Origin of the sequence: Yersinia sp. KBS0713 (genome assembly GCF_005937895.2) — a bacterium.
In the GTDB taxonomy this organism is placed as follows: domain Bacteria; phylum Pseudomonadota; class Gammaproteobacteria; order Enterobacterales; family Enterobacteriaceae; genus Yersinia; species Yersinia bercovieri.
Genome location: NZ_CP042173.1, coordinates 1,156,357 through 1,173,305, shown reverse-complemented (window position 1 = coordinate 1,173,305; position 16,949 = coordinate 1,156,357). Strand labels below are relative to the sequence as shown.

Sequence of the window (16,949 nt, the reverse complement as noted above, 5' to 3'; positions counted from 1 at the left end):
CTCCAGTTATGGATGCATCTTGATTAGGTCAATAAGCACGCAAAAAAAGCCTGCTATGAAACGTATAAGTGCTTCGCAGTTTACACTGAGTCGACTGGCGGCAATAAGTGAAAATTGGCGAGGAGAGCTTAAATAGTGAAGGCCCGCACTAGGCTAAGGGTTCAGCCGGCGGTTTAATGACAAATTGGCGAAACAGTTCGCGACTTTTTAGCGGCTTACCGCCCAGATAGGGTTTCAGAGCAATGCGGGTGAATCGTTTGGCAGCACGCAAAGTATCGGCATCAGGAAATTCACGGTTAGCCAAAGCCAGCAATTGGCGACCGGTAAAGCTGTAATGGTCGATAACCAGACTGGCGATAAAGCCTTTCTCCTCCCGATAGCGGTAGGTCATGGTGTCCGCTACTGGTTGTCCACTACCGGCACAATGAAGAAAATCAACGCCATAACCAAGGTGAGCCAAGATCGCCAATTCAAATTGGCGCAATGCATATTCAGGCGTTCCATCGCTACCAGCCAATGATTGCAAGCAGTGTAGATAGTCGAAGAATAGAGCGGAGTAGTTGGTTTGGTGCTCTAACACGCGAGAAAGCAGCTCATTGACATATAAGCCGCTGTACAACATAGAGCCGCTCAATGGGAGGGCCAACGACACCGGCTCAGCACTGCGTAATGTTTTGACTTCACCGCGACCAGTCCAGCGAACCAGCAAAGGCGTAAAAGGCTGCAAGCAGCCTTTTAGATTGGAGCGGCGACCGCGCGCACCTTTTGCCAGCACTCGCATACGGCCCTCCCCTTCAGTGAATAAATCCAGCATCAAACTGGTTTCACTGTAAGGTCGCCCATGCAGGACAAATGCGCGCTGCCAACCGTCCATTGGCGACCTTACTTCAGGTCGTCGGTATAGCCTAAGCTGCGCAATGCACGTTCGTCATCTGCCCAGCCTGATTTCACTTTCACCCACAGCTCAAGATGCACTTTAGCCTCGAACATTTTCTCCATGTCCTGACGAGCTTCAATGCCGATGGTCTTGATTTTTGAACCTTTGTTGCCGATGACCATCTTCTTCTGGCCTTCGCGCTCAACCAAAATCAACCCGTGGATGTTATAGCCACCGCGTTCGTTTGGTACAAACTGTTCAATTTCAACTGTCACTGAGTAAGGTAACTCCTCACCCAAAAAGCGCATCAGCTTTTCGCGAATGATCTCTGACGCCATAAAACGCTGGGAGCGGTCAGTGATGTAATCTTCCGGGAAGTGATGTTCAGCTTCCGGCATAAGCTTGCGCACGATGCCAGCAATAGTATCCACGTTCATCCCTTTCTCAGCAGAGATCGGCACAACATCAAGGAAATTCATCTGTTTGCTTAAGAACTGGATATGCGGCAACAGCTTACTTTTGTCTGTTACGTTATCAACTTTGTTGATCGCCAATAACACTGGGCAATCTAAGCTGCGCAGCTTATTAACTACCATTTCGTCGTCGGCAGTCCAATTGGTGCCTTCAACCACAAAAATCACTAATTCCACATCACCAAGAGAGCTGCTGGCCGCGCGATTCATTAAGCGGTTAATGGCGCGTTTTTCTTCAATATGCAGCCCAGGGGTATCAACATAGATGGCCTGATATGGCCCTTCAGTATGGATACCCATAATACGGTGGCGTGTGGTTTGCGGTTTACGTGAAGTGATGGAGATCTTTTGCCCCAACAATTCATTGAGCAAGGTAGATTTACCCACATTTGGGCGACCTACAATTGCAATAAAACCACAATACGTTTTTTCTACTTCGCTCATTCAAGCTCCAACTGTTTCAGCGCTTGTTCCGCTGCCGCCTGCTCAGCTTTACGTCGGCTTGAACCAGTACCTATTACCGGTTCATTCAAGCCACTCACCTGGCAGTGGATAGTAAATTCCTGGTCATGTGCTTCACCGCGAACCTGCACGACCAGATAAGAAGGCAATGGCAGATGACGGCCCTGCAAATACTCTTGCAGGCGCGTTTTTGGGTCTTTCTGCTTATCACCGGGGCTTATCTCCTCTAACCGACTGCGATACCAGTCGAGAATCAGCCGTTCAATCATATGTATATCGCTATCTAAGAATATACCGCCAATCAAGGCTTCTACCGTATCCGCTAAAATTGATTCACGACGAAAACCGCCACTCTTCAATTCGCCCGGCCCAAGGCGTAGACACTCACCAAGGTCAAACTCACGGGCCATTTCGGCGAGTGTATTGCCTCTGACCAATGTCGCACGCATCCGGCTCATATCCCCTTCATCAACACGGGGAAAACGGCGATACAGCTCATTGGCGATAACAAAACTTAATATAGAGTCACCCAGGAACTCCAAACGCTCATTGTGTTTACTACTGGCGCTACGATGAGTCAGTGCTTGCAGCAAGAGCTCCTGCTGTTGAAAAGTGTAGCCCAGCTTCCGCTGTAGCCTGTTTATTACGATGGGGTTCATGAGTTACCAATAGATCAAGAATGCGTCAAAAACTACAGCATACGGAACAGGTCTGATCCACCAAAAATATCAGGACAAAACTGTTTCGTTTGCAGTGGCCCCCATAAAAGAGCCAACTTTTATCGCTCGAAAGGTTATTCTACAACGAGTGGAAATATAATGCTGCGTTTAAATACCCTGCTCACCTGAACTCACTGCGATATTAGCAACATTCACACTCTCGAATCACTGACATTTGCCAATGATTCGAGATCTGTTAACGACGACCTGCTACCACGCTAATGACTTTGGGGAGTCGATATTAATGGATGCCACCAATCCGACTTAAACGCACGCCCGTTGGCCATTCACCCTCTTGCTTTTCAAAACTCATCCAAATAGCCGTGGCCTTACCGACCAGATTACGTTCTGGCACAAAACCCCAGTAGCGGCTATCTGCACTATTATCGCGGTTGTCGCCCATCATAAAGTAGTGGCCTTCCGGCACCACCCAAACCCCTAGCGGTTGATTAGGCTGCTGATAATAGGCGCCTATCTGATCCTGACGCCCTGGAACAGTCAGAATATGGTGTGCAACTGATCCTAACGTCTCGCTCCGCTCACGCAGACGCACACCACCATCAGGCACAGCCTGATTAGTCGGGATCTGGAAGAATCCAGCAGAAGCTTCGCCATTACCGCTATAACGGAATGTCTGCACGAAATCACTTGGCTCGGATGGGCTGTAGGTAATTGGCAACGCGCTATCACAAGAGGTTCCGGTATTACACGCAGGTTGAACCGTCACTTCTTTGCTGATTGGATTATAGCTAACCCGATCACCCGGCAACCCCACCACACGCTTGATATAGTCCACACGTGGATCAAGCGGATATTTAAATACGGCAATATCACCACGTTTTGGATGCCCGGTAGGGATCAGCGTAGTTTGCGTTATCGGATCTTTAATGCCATAAGCAAACTTCTCAACCAGAATGAAATCACCGATCAATAGCGTTGGCATCATCGAACCAGACGGGATCTGGAAAGGCTCGTAAATAAACGAACGCACGATAAATACCAGTGCCAACACCGGGAAGACGGAGGCACAAGTCTCAATCCAGCCTGGTTGTCTAGCCGCCTGCGATAAGGTTTTATTATCTACCGCACAGCCCGTTTGTGCCTTGATCTCCGCCGTTTGCGCATGCACTGCAGCAATTTTCGCCTGACGGGCTGGGCCCCATTTAAACCGCTCGAAGCACCAGATAATCCCTGTCAACAGCGTTGCTATCGCTAAAATCAAAGCGAACATATTAGCCATCAAAACTCCTTATTTACTGTCTTTTCCGACGTGCAGAATAGCCAGGAAAGCCTCTTGCGGTAATTCAACGTTACCGACCTGCTTCATACGTTTCTTACCATCTTTCTGTTTCTGCAGAAGTTTTTTCTTACGGCTAACGTCACCGCCATAACACTTCGCCAGTACGTTTTTACGTAGCTGTTTCACGGTTGAACGGGCAATGATGTGGTTGCCGATAGCCGCCTGAATCGCAATATCGAATTGCTGGCGTGGAATCAGCTCTTTCATTTTCTCAACCAGATCACGACCGCGGTACTGCGCATTGTCGCGATGGGTAATCAGTGCCAACGCATCCACACGTTCGTTGTTGATTAACACATCAACACGGACCATGTCAGAGGTCTGGAAGCGTTTGAAATTGTAATCCAGTGAAGCATAGCCGCGGGAGGTAGATTTCAGCCGGTCGAAGAAATCAAGCACCACTTCAGCCATCGGAATTTCATATGTCAACGCAACTTGGTTACCGTGGTAAACCATGTTGGTCTGCATACCACGTTTTTCGATACACAACGTGATGACGTTACCCAGATACTCCTGTGGCAACAACATATGGCATTCTGCAATAGGTTCGCGCAGTTCTTCAATATTGTTCAGTGCAGGTAGCTTGGAAGGACTATCGACATAAACCGTCTCCTGACTGGTGGTGACCACTTCGTACACCACTGTTGGTGCCGTGGTGATAAGCTCCAGATCGTATTCACGCTCCAGGCGTTCCTGAATGATTTCCATATGCAGCAAGCCAAGGAAACCACAACGGAAACCAAAGCCCAATGCCGTCGAGCTTTCTGGCTCGTAGAACAGAGATGCATCGTTAAGACTTAACTTACCGAGTGCATCACGGAAGGCTTCATAATCATCTGAGCTAATCGGGAACAGACCCGCGTATACCTGTGGTTTAACTTTCTTAAAGCCAGGTAATGATTTCTCAGCCGGGTTGCGGGTTAAAGTCAAGGTATCGCCAACTGGCGCACCGAGAATGTCTTTAATCGCACAGACCAACCAACCGACTTCACCGCAGTTAAGCACATCACGATCAATGCGTTTTGGCGTGAAGATACCCAGGCGCTCAGCGTTATAGCTCTGGCCGGTACTCATTACCTTAACTTTGTCGCCTTTGCGCAATGAACCGTTTTTGATACGGATTAATGACACCACACCCAAATAGTTATCAAACCAGGAGTCGATAATCAGCGCCTGCAATGGGCCATCTGGATCACCTTCCGGTGGCGGGATATCACGCACCAAACGCTCAAGAATATCAGGGACACCAACACCTGTTTTGGCTGAGCAACGAACCGCATCCGTTGCATCAATACCGACAATGTCCTCGATCTCCTCAGCAACACGCTCAGGGTCAGCGGCAGGCAAGTCGATTTTGTTCAGTACCGGAACAACTTCCAGATTCATTTCCATCGCGGTGTAGCAGTTTGCCAGCGTTTGTGCTTCAACGCCCTGCCCTGCATCTACCACCAATAGAGCCCCTTCACAAGCCGCCAAAGAGCGGGAAACTTCATAAGAGAAGTCAACGTGACCGGGGGTATCGATAAAGTTGAGTTGATAGGTTTGACCATCTTTAGCATGGTAATCAAGGGTCACACTCTGTGCCTTGATGGTAATACCACGCTCACGCTCCAGATCCATAGAATCGAGCACTTGAGCGGCCATTTCACGCTCAGATAATCCGCCACAAATCTGAATAATACGGTCCGACAGTGTCGATTTACCGTGGTCAATATGGGCAATAATAGAAAAGTTTCTTATGTGCTTCATTTATATGAATTTTTCTCTAGTCGTTGTCTTTAATTAATTATTGGTGGACACAGCGATGGACTCAAACCCAAAACTACCCACATAAATATGCAGGCATCTTACACTGTAAGTTAGCCTCGTGAAAGGCATCACACTTAGCTTGTTAGCTGATTTACCCTGTTAAAATGTATCTACACCTTACCGCTCACGATGATTGATGCCACAGTCACATACAACCATTTCTATCAAATATCCGCTAGAAACAGACAATACCCATAATTATTTTATGTCTATAAACTCTATTTTTAAGTTTCGCTATTTTTTTCTGATAATAATCAGTGTGGTAGTCAACATTGTTACCATGATTCATGATAACCAATAATTTCTATTCTTGAGTGTGAATTTTTATTACATCACTTTAGGAAAATGCTCATTTACCTCAATGAGAAATAACCTAGAGTTATTAATATCAACCAAGTGCAATATCCTCTTGGCAGGCATATGGAGAATATTATGATTGACGAAGGAAAAATACTTAGCCGCCATGAGTTCAAAACTGAAAAATCAAAGCTAACTATTGCTGCAATAATATTTACATTAGCGTCTGTTCTTGCTCTCATTGTTACTTCAATAACAAAATCCATTTCCTCAGCACCATCTGTTCCCTCTATTTTTTTCGTTGCTATTTCAGTTACCTCACTGAGTTTGATATTTTATCACCGATTAAATAGTCGCCCAACCTTTACCTATTTCCTTTATGAAAAAGGTGTGCGTGTTTTTAATCATTACACTGGAAATGTCTATTTTATTCCATTTAATAAAATACTGTACATTCATAAATACCATACTGGAATAAATCTCAATAGTAAAATTAACACCATGGCATTTCGCACATCAAAACTTCAGCCATGGAACATTATCATTAACAATATAAGCAACGCTTACCCTCTTATCAATACGATAATTCATCAGCAAATTATGCATGTTGGTGTAATAAGCTTAAATACTTTATCTCTAGGTAAAAATGTCGTGTTTGATCAAATCAGAAAAAATGATAGCTGGTTAAATTTACCGATGGTTAATGGTATTTTAAATGTTATTAAAGTAAAAAAAATGCAGATAGATACAACGCCACTGACACTTAGTGCACACGCACTGATGACGATAGAAGGTATTATTTATATTGAAGATATTTTACGTATCGAGATCTGTCGTGAAAAACGTCATGACAAAATACGATTATTTGATGCGGAAGGTAACATTCTCTTTTCATTAGACTATTCGGCGCTTATCAGTGCTGACCTTTTTATTGCTTTAATTGAACACATGATACAAAACCGCATCCCCGCCTACTATGGCTAAGATGACGATAATGAATCATTGTTCTTGCTGAATTCGTATAGCCGTTGGCGGTAACCCAATTTGTAAAATAGTAGGCTGATAATCACTCTGCCCTTCAATTCTAGCCGCCAATTTTCTGGCTAACAAAAAACCTAAGCTAGCTCCTGAAATAGCACCAAGAGCAGTAAATGCATCAGTGACAAATAACATCTGAAACAGAGCCCCACCACCAATTAACCCCGCTAATGGGGTTAAATAAACCAAAGAGGCAGAACGTAATAAGCTGCCTTCACTGATCCCAACTTCAACTTTCTGTCCTGGCTCAAGCGGTTGTGAAATTGCTATTTGTAGCTGATGATCAGATTCTGGCCCCAATTCGTTTAATAGATGGCTGCCACAGCCGCTACGCGTACTACAACTTCCACAACCAGATTGTGGCTCACAACGTAGAAGCGCAATTCCGTTTTTCCACGAGATAACAGTGGCCCACTCCCTCATCATTTTGCCGACTCCAGAACCACGCTATCAGCAATTCGTTTCGCTGTTGCAGGAGGCAGCTCGCCAACGACGGAGATTTCTACATTATTGCGAGCTTCGGTATGGACAGTGCGACGCCCCTGACGCAAAGATTGTTCTGAAGGAACATCTTTACCCAGCGGGTTCACATTCACCGAGAAGCTAAATAAGCCATCGCTATACAGCCGTGATTCCGTTGGCGTATCCATATTCGGTAACGTACGACGGCTGCGTGAAACCTCGGTAACACCTTCCGGCAACCAGCGCGGCGCCCAAGTGAAATCCACCTTAGTTTTAGCGGGTAGTGCAAGCAGCGGAGGCAAAGAGAGTTTGACCAAACCTTGCAAAATCTCCTGAATAGGCTCTCCGATAGCAAAAGAGATCACCCGAAATTGCTCAAGTGTTTCACCATCCTTATCTAGCAAATCTACTCGCATCGGCAGTTTGGTGGTCTCATCCATCCAAATAATATAGCTATAGCGAGTGCTGTCACGGGATACCACCCGAATAACCTGACAGGGTCTATCCGCTACGCGGGCACGACCAAGGGCAATATAGTTATAATATTTTGATAGTTTTTCAAAATCGGGGAAAACAACAGAAGGCAATGCATCGACAATATGCTCGCCGGCAAGGGTGAAAGAGTCAAAACCTGGCTCGAAATAACTTATTTCATTTCCACGCTGTAAGATCTCAGTACGTGGACCATCCATACGCAGTAATTGCGCCAAGGTTTTTTTATCTAAAATAGCATGTCGATAACGAAGAGAATCAATCCCTTGCTTATTAACATTGATATACGATAGCTCATAATTGAGCGATTGGCTGGCAGTGCTCATTTCCTGCAACATAGCTATCGGCGCAGTATCCGCCGAAGCTAATGTTGGCATGAACAGGCTGCCCGCCAATAAACAAACGGAAAACCAAAATTGCTTCATTACTGCTGCTGCATTCCTAAGGACTGAGTGCCAGGGACTTGAATTGCAGCTTGCGTTGATGTCGAAGGCTGCTGCAACACATCAGTTTGTGGTAAACGACGTTGCAATTCAAAATCTTGCAACTGGGTCATCATATTGACGCGTCGACGTTGCTCTTGAACTTGATGTTGTTGAGACGTTCCGAAAGAACCATCAGCAGGAACACCAAAACTGACTGGTGAAGCTTTACCCATCATCGGCAATGTATTAAATGCAGGTGACTCTGGCTGCAAATTACCAGACTCAGGTTGGTTATATTGCTGAACCCCAACAATGACGGCTAGCGAAACACAGGCTGCTACACCCACTTGCGTAATCTGGCTGGCCCATGGGCGAACTTTATGCCAGAACGGCATTTTCTGCCAGGTATGTGGTTGTGGCTGAGATTCAGGCACAGCAATAGGAGCAAAACGAGTAGGCTCGTTTTTGAGCGCCTCTGCAACACGGCTGGCGATATCCAGATGCAAAACTTCACCAACATCCCCCCGCAGGGTATCGCGGATTAAGTGATAGCTCTGCCAGCTTTGCTGCAATGCTTTATCTTTCGATAAAGATCCAAGCAGCTCACTATCAAGAGTTTCTCCGTCCATCAGAGCGGAAAGCTTTTCTTTCTGCATGCCAAATACCCTTTATGTGTCCGCTTAACGCTGAATTAGCGGCTGAACTTTGTTATCGATAGCTTCTCTGGCACGGAAGATACGGGAACGAACAGTACCCACCGGACAGTCCATAATTTCAGCTATCTCTTCATAGCTTAGACCATCTAACTCCCTGAGTGTAATCGCCATCCGGAGATCTTCAGGAAGTGACTCTATGGTTTTAAAAACTATCTGCCTTAATTCTTCAGACAACATTAAGTTCTCAGGGTTCGATATTTCTTTCAATGCACCCGCATTTTCGTAATTTTCAGCATCATTTGCATCCACATCACTGGATGGCGGGCGCCGCCCCTGAGCAACTAAGTAATTCTTTGCTGTATTAACAGCAATACGATAAAGCCAGGTATAGAAAGCGCTATCGCCACGGAATGATGCCAGTGCGCGATACGCCTTAATAAAAGATTCCTGCACTACATCAGGGACATCGCCCTGAGGCACGTATCGGGATACTAGGCTCGCAACCTTATGCTGGTATCTAATTACCAGTAAATTGAACGATTGCTGATCACCTTTCTGGACCCGTTCAACCAGCATCTGATCCGTTAACTGCTCGCTCATCCGAGGTGAACTCTCCCGAAATCTATCCTCACGCCAAAAATAGTACTGCCAGCCATATCATTATTTTCCTGAGCAAGCACACGCTTGGAGTTTATAAAATTTGCAAAGTTCCATGTTGCCAGATTTTTTGTCTGAATATTATTTAGACATCTTATAGCCATAGCTTTTGCTCTGGCAGATAGGCTAACATGAAATTCCCTCTTCTTCTGCACACATCATACGATATGCAATCATCATCTGAACACGTTAGCGATGTACTGATCATCGGGAGTGGCGCTGCCGGTTTGTCATTAGCACTACGCCTCGCGCCACATTGTAAAGTTACCGTTCTGAGTAAAGGGCCGCTTAATGAAGGCGCCACTTTTTATGCTCAGGGAGGAATTGCTGCCGTTTTTGATGAAACCGACAGCATCAGTTCACATGTCGATGACACCCTGATTGCCGGGGCCGGACTCTGTGACAAAGACGCCGTAGAGTTTATTGCCAGCAACGCCCGCTCTTGTGTGCAATGGCTGATTGATCAAGGCGTTCTGTTTGATACTGAAACCAGTGCCAACGGCGAAGAGCGCTATCATCTTACGCGTGAAGGCGGCCATAGCCATCGCCGTATTCTGCATACCGCTGATGCGACAGGTAAAGAAGTAGAAACCACACTCGTAGGTAAAGCAAGTACCCACCCTAATATTTTAGTTAAAGAGCGCTGCAATGCAGTCGACCTTATCACATCCAACAAAATTGGCCTGACGGGGACTAAACGCGTAGTTGGCGCTTACATCTGGAACCGCGAGTTGGAAAAAGTTGAAACTTTTCGGGCTAAAGCCGTCGTGTTAGCTACCGGTGGTGCGGCGAAAGTTTATCAATATACCACTAATCCAGATATCTCCTCTGGCGATGGTATTGCCATGGCCTGGCGTGCTGGATGTCGAGTCGCCAACCTGGAATTTAACCAATTTCACCCAACCTGCCTGTTCCACCCGCAAGCTCGTAACTTTTTATTGACCGAAGCATTGCGTGGTGAGGGAGCCTATCTTAAGCGCCCTGATGGTAGCCGTTTCATGCCCGACTTTGACTCACGGGGTGAACTCGCGCCACGTGACATCGTCGCCCGCGCAATAGACCATGAAATGAAACGCCTCGGTGCAGATTGCATGTATCTGGATATCAGCCATAAACCCGCTGATTTCGTGATACAGCACTTCCCAATGATTTACGAAAAACTGCTGTCATTGGGCATTGATCTGACCAAAGAAGCCATTCCTATCGTCCCGGCGGCGCACTATACCTGCGGTGGCGTGATGGTTGACCAGCACGGGCGCACCGATCTAGATGGATTATATGCCATTGGCGAAGTCAGCTATACCGGCTTGCATGGTGCTAACCGCATGGCATCTAACTCGCTGCTTGAGTGTCTGGTTTACGGCTGGTCTGCCGCGGAGGATATTCTTACGCGCTTACCCCATGCCAAGTTGGCTAAGCATTTACCGGACTGGGATGAGAGCCGTGTTGATAACTCAGATGAACGAGTTGTCATTCAGCATAACTGGCATGAATTACGCCTATTTATGTGGGATTACGTCGGTATCGTACGGACCACTAAACGCTTAGAGCGCGCTTTGCGCCGAATTAATACTTTGCAGCAGGAGATTGATGAGTATTATGCCAATTTCCGTATCTCCAATAATCTGCTGGAATTACGTAATTTGGTGCAGGTCGCCGAGTTAATTGTACGTTGTGCTATGGACCGCAAAGAGAGTCGTGGTTTGCATTATACACTTGATTATCCTGATCAAATAGATAATCCAAAACCAACCATTCTCCATCCATAATGCCTGTCAGGGCGCATTTTCAAGTATTGCGCCCTATTTCAATCTCCCCCCCGCGCTCTTAATATCCAGGCTAATAGTTAAGATAAAAATCACTGATTAACGCGCAGAACTCAGGTGAGTAGACACCTTCCGATTGGCGCAGATCCAATTTCTGGTATTCGGTTTCACCGGATTCACGCGATAATGTCAGCAACATTCGATGCAAGGGTTTACCGGGGCGATCCCTAATATCAACCTGGCTGCGGACAAACCACTTTTTTTGCCCAGCCAAACGAGCGAGTTCGATGCCTAAATCCTGCGGTAAAACCACACAAAACATCCCCTCGTCTGTGATAAGCTGCTCAGCGCAATTCAGTAAAGCGTCATGAGTTAAGGAGCCGGTGTAACGTGCGGTATCACGGGCTTCATCCCGGCAAGCCACTGCGGGGGAAAAATAGGGTGGATTACTGACTATCAGGTCATACTGATGAGGATGGTTTTCGGCAAACTGATGCACATCTTGCGCATAAATTCGTATTCGCGCAGCCCAAGGCGATAACGCCGCGTTGCTGCTCGCTTGTTGCGCCGCCTCAGATTCTAGTTCAACACCATCAATCAATACCTCTGATGACGAACGCTGAGCAATCATCAAGGCGATAAGCCCGCTGCCGCAGCCAATATCCAGTACTTTGCGGGCTTTCTCTACCGATACCCAAGCACCCAGTAGCACCCCGTCGGTGCCCACTTTCATTGCACAACGGTCATGTGCCACAAAGAATTGTTTAAAAGTGAAACCACCACCACGCAATACCGGTTTTTTTTTCAATTGTTCGCCCACATTAGTCACCAAAATCTATAACCGGCGTAGCATAGGACAATATGATTGAAGGGAAAAGAGATCATTACCGCTTAAACAGGTGAAGAATTCGGCTAACCCGTCTATAATCGGCGCCCCAAGTAGAGGAAGACCATGACTGTAACCAATTTTTCCGAACTCGATCTCGATGAACGCCTAATTGACGCACTGCGCGACAAAGGCTATGAGCGCCCAACCGCTATTCAAGCTGCAGCTATTCCGCCTGCGATGGATGGGCGTGATGTATTGGGTTCGGCTCCAACAGGTACGGGCAAAACTGCCGCCTTTTTGCTGCCAGCCTTGCAGCATTTGCTGGATTTCCCACGCAAAAAATCTGGCCCGCCGCGGATTTTGATCCTAACGCCAACCCGTGAGCTGGCAATGCAAGTGGCGGATCAAGCCCGTGAACTGGCCAAGCACACACAACTGGATATCGCGACGATCACCGGTGGTGTGGCTTATATGAACCACGCAGAAGTCTTTAGCGAGAATCAGGATATTGTGGTTGCCACCACTGGCCGCTTGCTGCAGTACATCAAAGAAGAGAACTTTGACTGTCGGGCAGTAGAGACCCTGATTCTGGACGAAGCTGACCGTATGCTTGATATGGGCTTTGCGCAGGATATCGAAACCATCGCGGCAGAGACTCGCTGGCGCAAGCAGACGTTGCTGTTCTCCGCAACACTGGAAGGCGAAGCCATTCGTGAGTTTGCCGAGCGCATCCTCGAAGAGCCGGTCGAGCTGGAAGCTGATCCATCGCGCCGTGAACGCAAAAAAATTCAGCAATGGTACTATCGCGCTGACGATATCGAACACAAAACCGCTTTGCTGGTGCATCTGCTCAAGCAACCGGAAGTGCAGAAATCTATCATTTTCGTCCGTACCCGTGAAAAGGTACATCAACTGGTCAGTTGGTTGCGTGAAGCTGGGATCAACGCCTGGTTCCTCGAAGGCGAAATGGTTCAGGCCAAACGTACCGAAGCAGTTATCCGTTTAAGTGATGGCCGAGTAAATGTGTTAGTGGCGACTGACATTGCTTCACGCGGCCTGGATATCGACGATATCAGTCACGTGTTCAACTTTGACCTGCCACTAACGGCTGACGTCTACCTCCACCGCATTGGTCGTACTGGTCGCGCCGGGCGCAAAGGTGTGGCGATCTCACTGGTTGAAGCCCATGACCACTTATTACTGGGCAGAATTGGCCGTTATCTCAAAGAGCCGCTGAAACCGCGGGTTATTGATGAACTACGCCCAACCAGTAAAGAGCCGAGTTCAAAATCTACCGGCAAGCCGTCGAAAAAGGTTTTGGCTAAGCGTAAAGAACTAAAAGAAGCTAGCAAAGAAAAAGCCAAAGTGAAGGTTCGTCACCGCGATGCTAAAAACGTGGGTAAACGCCGTCAGCCGAAAGAAAAAGCAGATACCAAGAGTAACGGCTAATTCAGCACATTAACCAAAAAAACCGCTTATTAATAGCGGCTATTTTATAATTAAAAAAGGGAGCCGAAGCTCCCTTTATAATTTTTGTCACTAAATCGGTATCAGAAGAGTTACAGACTTTCAGTGAAAGTACGGGTAATCACATCACGTTGCTGTTCTGGTGTCAGTGAGTTGAAACGCACTGCATAGCCAGAGACACGAATGGTCAGCTGCGGATATTTTTCTGGGTTTTTCACTGCATCTTCCAGCGTTTCGCGGCGCAGAACGTTCACGTTCAAATGCTGACCACCTTCAACCCGCACAGTAGGTTGCAGTTCCAGCGGAACTTCACGATACTCGATCTGGCCCAACTCACTTGCTGGAACGATCTGGTCCTCTGCGTAGCCTGATTTAGCGCAAACACAACGCAGTTCATCTTTTTCATCATCCAGCAGCCAGAAAGAGTTCAATAGAGCTTCATTGCTAGCTTTAGTAATTTGAATACCAGTAATCATTTGGTGCCTCCGTAATACGGCTATAAATTCCAAGGGGGAGAAAACTTTCTTGGTTATTTGGTAAAACCATTGTTGTCTTATTGTTCTGTATACCAGCCAGACAGTCGTGATTCCTTGACTTAAATCAATATTTTCGCCGAGCTGACAAGTGTGCCACAGCCAAATTTATGTTTTATATCAATTTTATCAATAGGGTTAGCAGCAATTATTTTTGTAAATTTTCAACATTTTTTGCATAAAAAGGTCAAAAAAACATCATGGCGTCACAGAGTCAGGTTTAACGGTTTCACTCACGAGTTTGAATCGGTAAGCTTAGCGCATCAATATCTTACAGAACCAAGGAGAGTGTTTATGTCCGTCTCCCTAAGCTGGCACGATGTGATCGGCCAGGAAAAAGAACTGCCCTATTTTAAAGATACGCTGGCTTATGTGGCCTCAGAACGCAATGCCGGCAAAATTATCTACCCGCAACAAAAAGATGTATTTAACGCGTTTCGCCTAACCGAGTTAGATCAGGTTAAAGTGGTTATTTTGGGTCAAGACCCCTACCACGGCCCCAATCAGGCTCATGGATTATCCTTTTCCGTGTTACCGGGAGTCCCCGCGCCCCCCTCTCTGGTGAATATGTACAAAGAGTTGGCCACCGATATTCCTGGCTTCCAGCGACCTAACCATGGCTTTTTGCAAAGCTGGGCCGAGCAAGGTGTGCTGCTACTTAATACCGTGCTAACTGTCGAAGCGGGTAATGCACACTCCCACGCCAATCTTGGCTGGGAAACCTTTACCGATAAAGTCATTGCGGCACTGAATGAACATCGTGAAGGTGTGATTTTTATGTTGTGGGGGGCTCATGCGCAGAAAAAGGGCCGAATTATTGACACCCAGCGCCATTTTATTTTGAAAGCCCCACATCCATCACCACTCTCGGCACATCGTGGTTTTCTTGGCTGTAAGCACTTTTCACAAGCAAATCAGTTATTACAGCAGCAAGGTTTAGCGCCAATTGACTGGCAACCCAAGCTACCCACTGAAGAATAGAACGTTATTGACTCAAAAAAACGGATAAAAAAGGCACCTTTCCAGGTGCCTTTTCGCATCAGGACACCTTAAGCTTTCGCTTTAGATACCGCAACCATTGCCGGGCGTAACAAGCGGCCATTCAGCGTATAGCCTTTTTGCATCACCATCATCACGTTATTGGGTTCATGATCGGCAGATTCAAGCATCGTCATTGCCTGATGAACCTCAGGATTAAATGGCACATTGGTATCGCTGACAACTTCAATACCGAATTTACCGACCGCATCGAGCAGTGATTTCAGTGTCAATTCGACACCTTCAATCATCGAAGTCAGCTCGGTATTAGCTTTGTCAGCAGTATCCAGTGCACGCTCCAGATTATCGATCACTGGCAATAATTCAGCTGAGAATCTTTCCAAAGCAAACTTATGCGCTTTTTCAACATCCAATTCAGTACGACGACGGATATTCTCAACCTCAGCCTTAGCGCGTAGCAAGCTCTCGCGCTCACGCTGTATGGCTGCAGCCAACTGCGCTTCAAGCTCGGCAACACGCGGATCTACACCTTCACCCGTCTCTTGTGTCGCTTCCACTTGCTGCTCTGCTGCATTTTCCATTTCTTCCGAGACTTGCTCGTTTGGTGTTTTCTGTTCTTTACTACTCATGGATATCTCCGCGTTTTAGCATTAATCTCGCTACTTGGCTTATTATGGGGATCAAAACCGGGGATTCAAGGGAACCGGTCATAATGTGGGGTAAAAGAGTCCCCCAGTAAGGAAAATCACGGCAATGAATAATAAAAGATTCAATTGTATTGGTATTGTCGGTCATCCACGGCACCCGGCTGCACTTGCCACCCATGAAATGCTCTACCACTGGCTAAACGCCAGAGGCTATGACGTTATGGTTGAACAACAGATTGCTAAAGATCTCAATTTAACTGGCGCAGTCACCGGCAGTTTGGCTGAAATCGGCCAAAAAGCTGATTTAGCGGTGGTGGTCGGCGGTGATGGCAACATGCTTGGTGCCGCACGAGTCCTCGCCCGCTATGATATCAAAGTGATTGGTGTCAACCGAGGTAATCTGGGTTTTCTGACTGATTTAGACCCGGATAATGCTCAGCAACAGCTTTCCGATGTATTGGAAGGCGAATACCTAAGCGAACAACGTTTCTTGCTAGAAGCCCAGGTCACTCGCACAGATCAACAAAGCCGCATCAGCACGGCGATCAATGAGGTGGTTTTACATCCTGGCAAAGTGGCACATATGATTGAATTTGAAGTGTATATTGATGATCGCTTCGCATTTTCTCAACGTTCTGATGGCCTAATCATTGCCACTCCAACTGGCTCGACAGCTTATTCGCTCTCGGCAGGCGGCCCAATCCTGACACCCACACTGGATGCCATCGTCTTGGTTCCCATGTTCCCGCACACCCTGACAGCTCGCCCACTGGTTATTAATAGTAGCAGCACCATTCGCTTGAAGTTCTCACAAATTACCAGTGACCTGGAAATAAGTTGCGACAGCCAGATAGCCTTACCAATTCAGGAGGGAGAAGAAGTGCTAATCCGGCGCAGTGATTTCCACCTCAACCTTATCCATCCAAAAGACTACAGCTATTTCAATACATTAAGTACCAAATTGGGTTGGTCAAAAAAATTATTCTAAAAAGTGCCTTAGGGACTTTACTGTATATAAAACCAGTTTATACTGTAGTCAAA

The 16,949-nt window shown here is 46.7% G+C and carries 17 protein-coding genes; 5 read left to right on the top strand and 12 right to left on the bottom strand.

Annotated elements, in window-relative coordinates:
* Positions 1-148 precede the first annotated feature (148 nt).
* From recO to lepA, 5 genes are all read right to left on the bottom strand, one after another.
* Positions 149-874 (bottom strand): DNA repair protein RecO, encoded by a 726-nt coding sequence (gene recO, locus FFE93_RS05505; RefSeq protein WP_005274248.1) that lies wholly within the window; start codon positions 872-874, stop codon positions 149-151.
* 8 nt (positions 875-882) lie between these two features.
* Positions 883-1,794, bottom strand: a complete 912-nt coding sequence (gene era / locus FFE93_RS05500; protein ID WP_032897882.1) for a GTPase Era — start codon at positions 1,792-1,794, stop codon at positions 883-885.
* A complete protein-coding gene (gene rnc / locus FFE93_RS05495) occupies positions 1,791-2,471 on the bottom strand; it encodes a ribonuclease III (protein ID WP_019212212.1) in 681 nt (226 codons plus the stop codon). Before rnc ends, era begins: the two co-directional genes overlap by 4 nt.
* 301 nt (positions 2,472-2,772) lie before the next feature.
* Positions 2,773-3,771: a signal peptidase I gene (lepB, locus tag FFE93_RS05490; protein ID WP_049600590.1), complete on the bottom strand. Its 999-nt coding sequence runs from the start codon at positions 3,769-3,771 to the stop codon at positions 2,773-2,775.
* Between the two features lie 9 nt (positions 3,772-3,780).
* Positions 3,781-5,580: a translation elongation factor 4 gene (gene lepA, locus FFE93_RS05485; protein ID WP_005274238.1), complete on the bottom strand. Its 1,800-nt coding sequence runs from the start codon at positions 5,578-5,580 to the stop codon at positions 3,781-3,783.
* A gap of 492 nt (positions 5,581-6,072) precedes the next feature.
* Here lepA and FFE93_RS05480 point away from each other — a divergent pair, with 492 nt between their 5' ends.
* Entirely contained in the window at positions 6,073-6,921 is an 849-nt protein-coding gene (locus FFE93_RS05480; protein WP_032897877.1) for a hypothetical protein, read from the top strand.
* Positions 6,922-6,936: 15 nt separating this feature from the next.
* On the opposite strand, the gene rseC is transcribed toward FFE93_RS05480, so the two are convergent.
* The 4 genes from rseC to rpoE are packed head-to-tail and all read right to left on the bottom strand — an operon-like array spanning position 6,937 to position 9,610.
* Positions 6,937-7,401: a SoxR-reducing system protein RseC gene (rseC, locus tag FFE93_RS05475; protein WP_032897873.1), complete on the bottom strand. Its 465-nt coding sequence runs from the start codon at positions 7,399-7,401 to the stop codon at positions 6,937-6,939.
* A complete protein-coding gene (gene rseB / locus FFE93_RS05470) occupies positions 7,398-8,354 on the bottom strand; it encodes a sigma-E factor regulatory protein RseB (protein ID WP_005274230.1) in 957 nt (318 codons plus the stop codon). Before rseB ends, rseC begins: the two co-directional genes overlap by 4 nt.
* A complete protein-coding gene (gene rseA / locus FFE93_RS05465; protein WP_032897871.1) occupies positions 8,354-9,010 on the bottom strand; it encodes an anti-sigma-E factor RseA in 657 nt (218 codons plus the stop codon). Before rseA ends, rseB begins: the two co-directional genes overlap by 1 nt.
* A gap of 24 nt (positions 9,011-9,034) precedes the next feature.
* The gene (gene rpoE, locus FFE93_RS05460; protein WP_032813901.1) at positions 9,035-9,610 is read right to left on the bottom strand and encodes an RNA polymerase sigma factor RpoE; all 576 of its coding nucleotides are present in this window, start codon (positions 9,608-9,610) and stop codon (positions 9,035-9,037) included.
* A 224-nt stretch (positions 9,611-9,834) separates the two neighbouring features.
* Here rpoE and nadB point away from each other — a divergent pair, with 224 nt between their 5' ends.
* Positions 9,835-11,436: an L-aspartate oxidase gene (gene nadB / locus FFE93_RS05455; RefSeq protein ID WP_005274227.1), complete on the top strand. Its 1,602-nt coding sequence runs from the start codon at positions 9,835-9,837 to the stop codon at positions 11,434-11,436.
* A 70-nt stretch (positions 11,437-11,506) separates the two neighbouring features.
* Here nadB and trmN read toward each other — a convergent pair whose 3' ends face one another.
* The gene (gene trmN / locus FFE93_RS05450; RefSeq protein ID WP_049600583.1) at positions 11,507-12,253 is read right to left on the bottom strand and encodes a tRNA(1)(Val) (adenine(37)-N(6))-methyltransferase TrmN; all 747 of its coding nucleotides are present in this window, start codon (positions 12,251-12,253) and stop codon (positions 11,507-11,509) included.
* A gap of 132 nt (positions 12,254-12,385) precedes the next feature.
* On the opposite strand from trmN, the gene srmB reads away from it, so the two are divergent.
* Entirely contained in the window at positions 12,386-13,711 is a 1,326-nt protein-coding gene (gene srmB, locus FFE93_RS05445) for an ATP-dependent RNA helicase SrmB (protein WP_005274222.1), read from the top strand.
* Positions 13,712-13,821: 110 nt separating this feature from the next.
* On the opposite strand, the gene grcA is transcribed toward srmB, so the two are convergent.
* Positions 13,822-14,205 (bottom strand): autonomous glycyl radical cofactor GrcA, encoded by a 384-nt coding sequence (gene grcA, locus FFE93_RS05440; protein ID WP_005274219.1) that lies wholly within the window; start codon positions 14,203-14,205, stop codon positions 13,822-13,824.
* A 351-nt stretch (positions 14,206-14,556) separates the two neighbouring features.
* On the opposite strand from grcA, the gene ung reads away from it, so the two are divergent.
* Positions 14,557-15,243 carry a uracil-DNA glycosylase gene (gene ung / locus FFE93_RS05435; protein WP_032897863.1) on the top strand — a complete coding sequence of 229 codons (687 nt, stop codon included), beginning with the start codon at positions 14,557-14,559 and terminating at the stop codon, positions 15,241-15,243.
* Between the two features lie 68 nt (positions 15,244-15,311).
* On the opposite strand, the gene grpE is transcribed toward ung, so the two are convergent.
* Positions 15,312-15,890, bottom strand: coding sequence for a nucleotide exchange factor GrpE (grpE, locus tag FFE93_RS05430; protein ID WP_005274213.1), 579 nt, complete (start codon positions 15,888-15,890; stop codon positions 15,312-15,314).
* Positions 15,891-16,014: 124 nt separating this feature from the next.
* Between grpE and nadK the strand changes: the two genes are divergently transcribed.
* Entirely contained in the window at positions 16,015-16,896 is an 882-nt protein-coding gene (gene nadK, locus FFE93_RS05425; protein ID WP_005274209.1) for an NAD(+) kinase, read from the top strand.
* Positions 16,897-16,949 lie beyond the last annotated feature (53 nt).

Bases quoted from the DNA above. Each gene is read 5' to 3' on its own strand.
- nadB (WP_005274227.1), top strand. From the start codon at position 9,835: ATGCAATCATCATCTGAACACGTTAGCGATGTACTGATCATCGGGAGT.
- rseC (WP_032897873.1), bottom strand. From the start codon at position 7,401: ATGATGAGGGAGTGGGCCACTGTTATCTCGTGGAAAAACGGAATTGCG.
- nadK (WP_005274209.1), top strand. From the start codon at position 16,015: ATGAATAATAAAAGATTCAATTGTATTGGTATTGTCGGTCATCCACGG.
- rnc (WP_019212212.1), bottom strand. From the start codon at position 2,471: ATGAACCCCATCGTAATAAACAGGCTACAGCGGAAGCTGGGCTACACT.
- FFE93_RS05480 (WP_032897877.1), top strand. From the start codon at position 6,073: ATGATTGACGAAGGAAAAATACTTAGCCGCCATGAGTTCAAAACTGAA.
- grpE (WP_005274213.1), bottom strand. From the start codon at position 15,890: ATGAGTAGTAAAGAACAGAAAACACCAAACGAGCAAGTCTCGGAAGAA.
- era (WP_032897882.1), bottom strand. From the start codon at position 1,794: ATGAGCGAAGTAGAAAAAACGTATTGTGGTTTTATTGCAATTGTAGGT.
- rseA (WP_032897871.1), bottom strand. From the start codon at position 9,010: ATGCAGAAAGAAAAGCTTTCCGCTCTGATGGACGGAGAAACTCTTGAT.
- grcA (WP_005274219.1), bottom strand. From the start codon at position 14,205: ATGATTACTGGTATTCAAATTACTAAAGCTAGCAATGAAGCTCTATTG.
- ung (WP_032897863.1), top strand. From the start codon at position 14,557: ATGTCCGTCTCCCTAAGCTGGCACGATGTGATCGGCCAGGAAAAAGAA.
- lepB (WP_049600590.1), bottom strand. From the start codon at position 3,771: ATGGCTAATATGTTCGCTTTGATTTTAGCGATAGCAACGCTGTTGACA.
- rseB (WP_005274230.1), bottom strand. From the start codon at position 8,354: ATGAAGCAATTTTGGTTTTCCGTTTGTTTATTGGCGGGCAGCCTGTTC.
- srmB (WP_005274222.1), top strand. From the start codon at position 12,386: ATGACTGTAACCAATTTTTCCGAACTCGATCTCGATGAACGCCTAATT.
- rpoE (WP_032813901.1), bottom strand. From the start codon at position 9,610: ATGAGCGAGCAGTTAACGGATCAGATGCTGGTTGAACGGGTCCAGAAA.
- recO (WP_005274248.1), bottom strand. From the start codon at position 874: ATGGACGGTTGGCAGCGCGCATTTGTCCTGCATGGGCGACCTTACAGT.
- lepA (WP_005274238.1), bottom strand. From the start codon at position 5,580: ATGAAGCACATAAGAAACTTTTCTATTATTGCCCATATTGACCACGGT.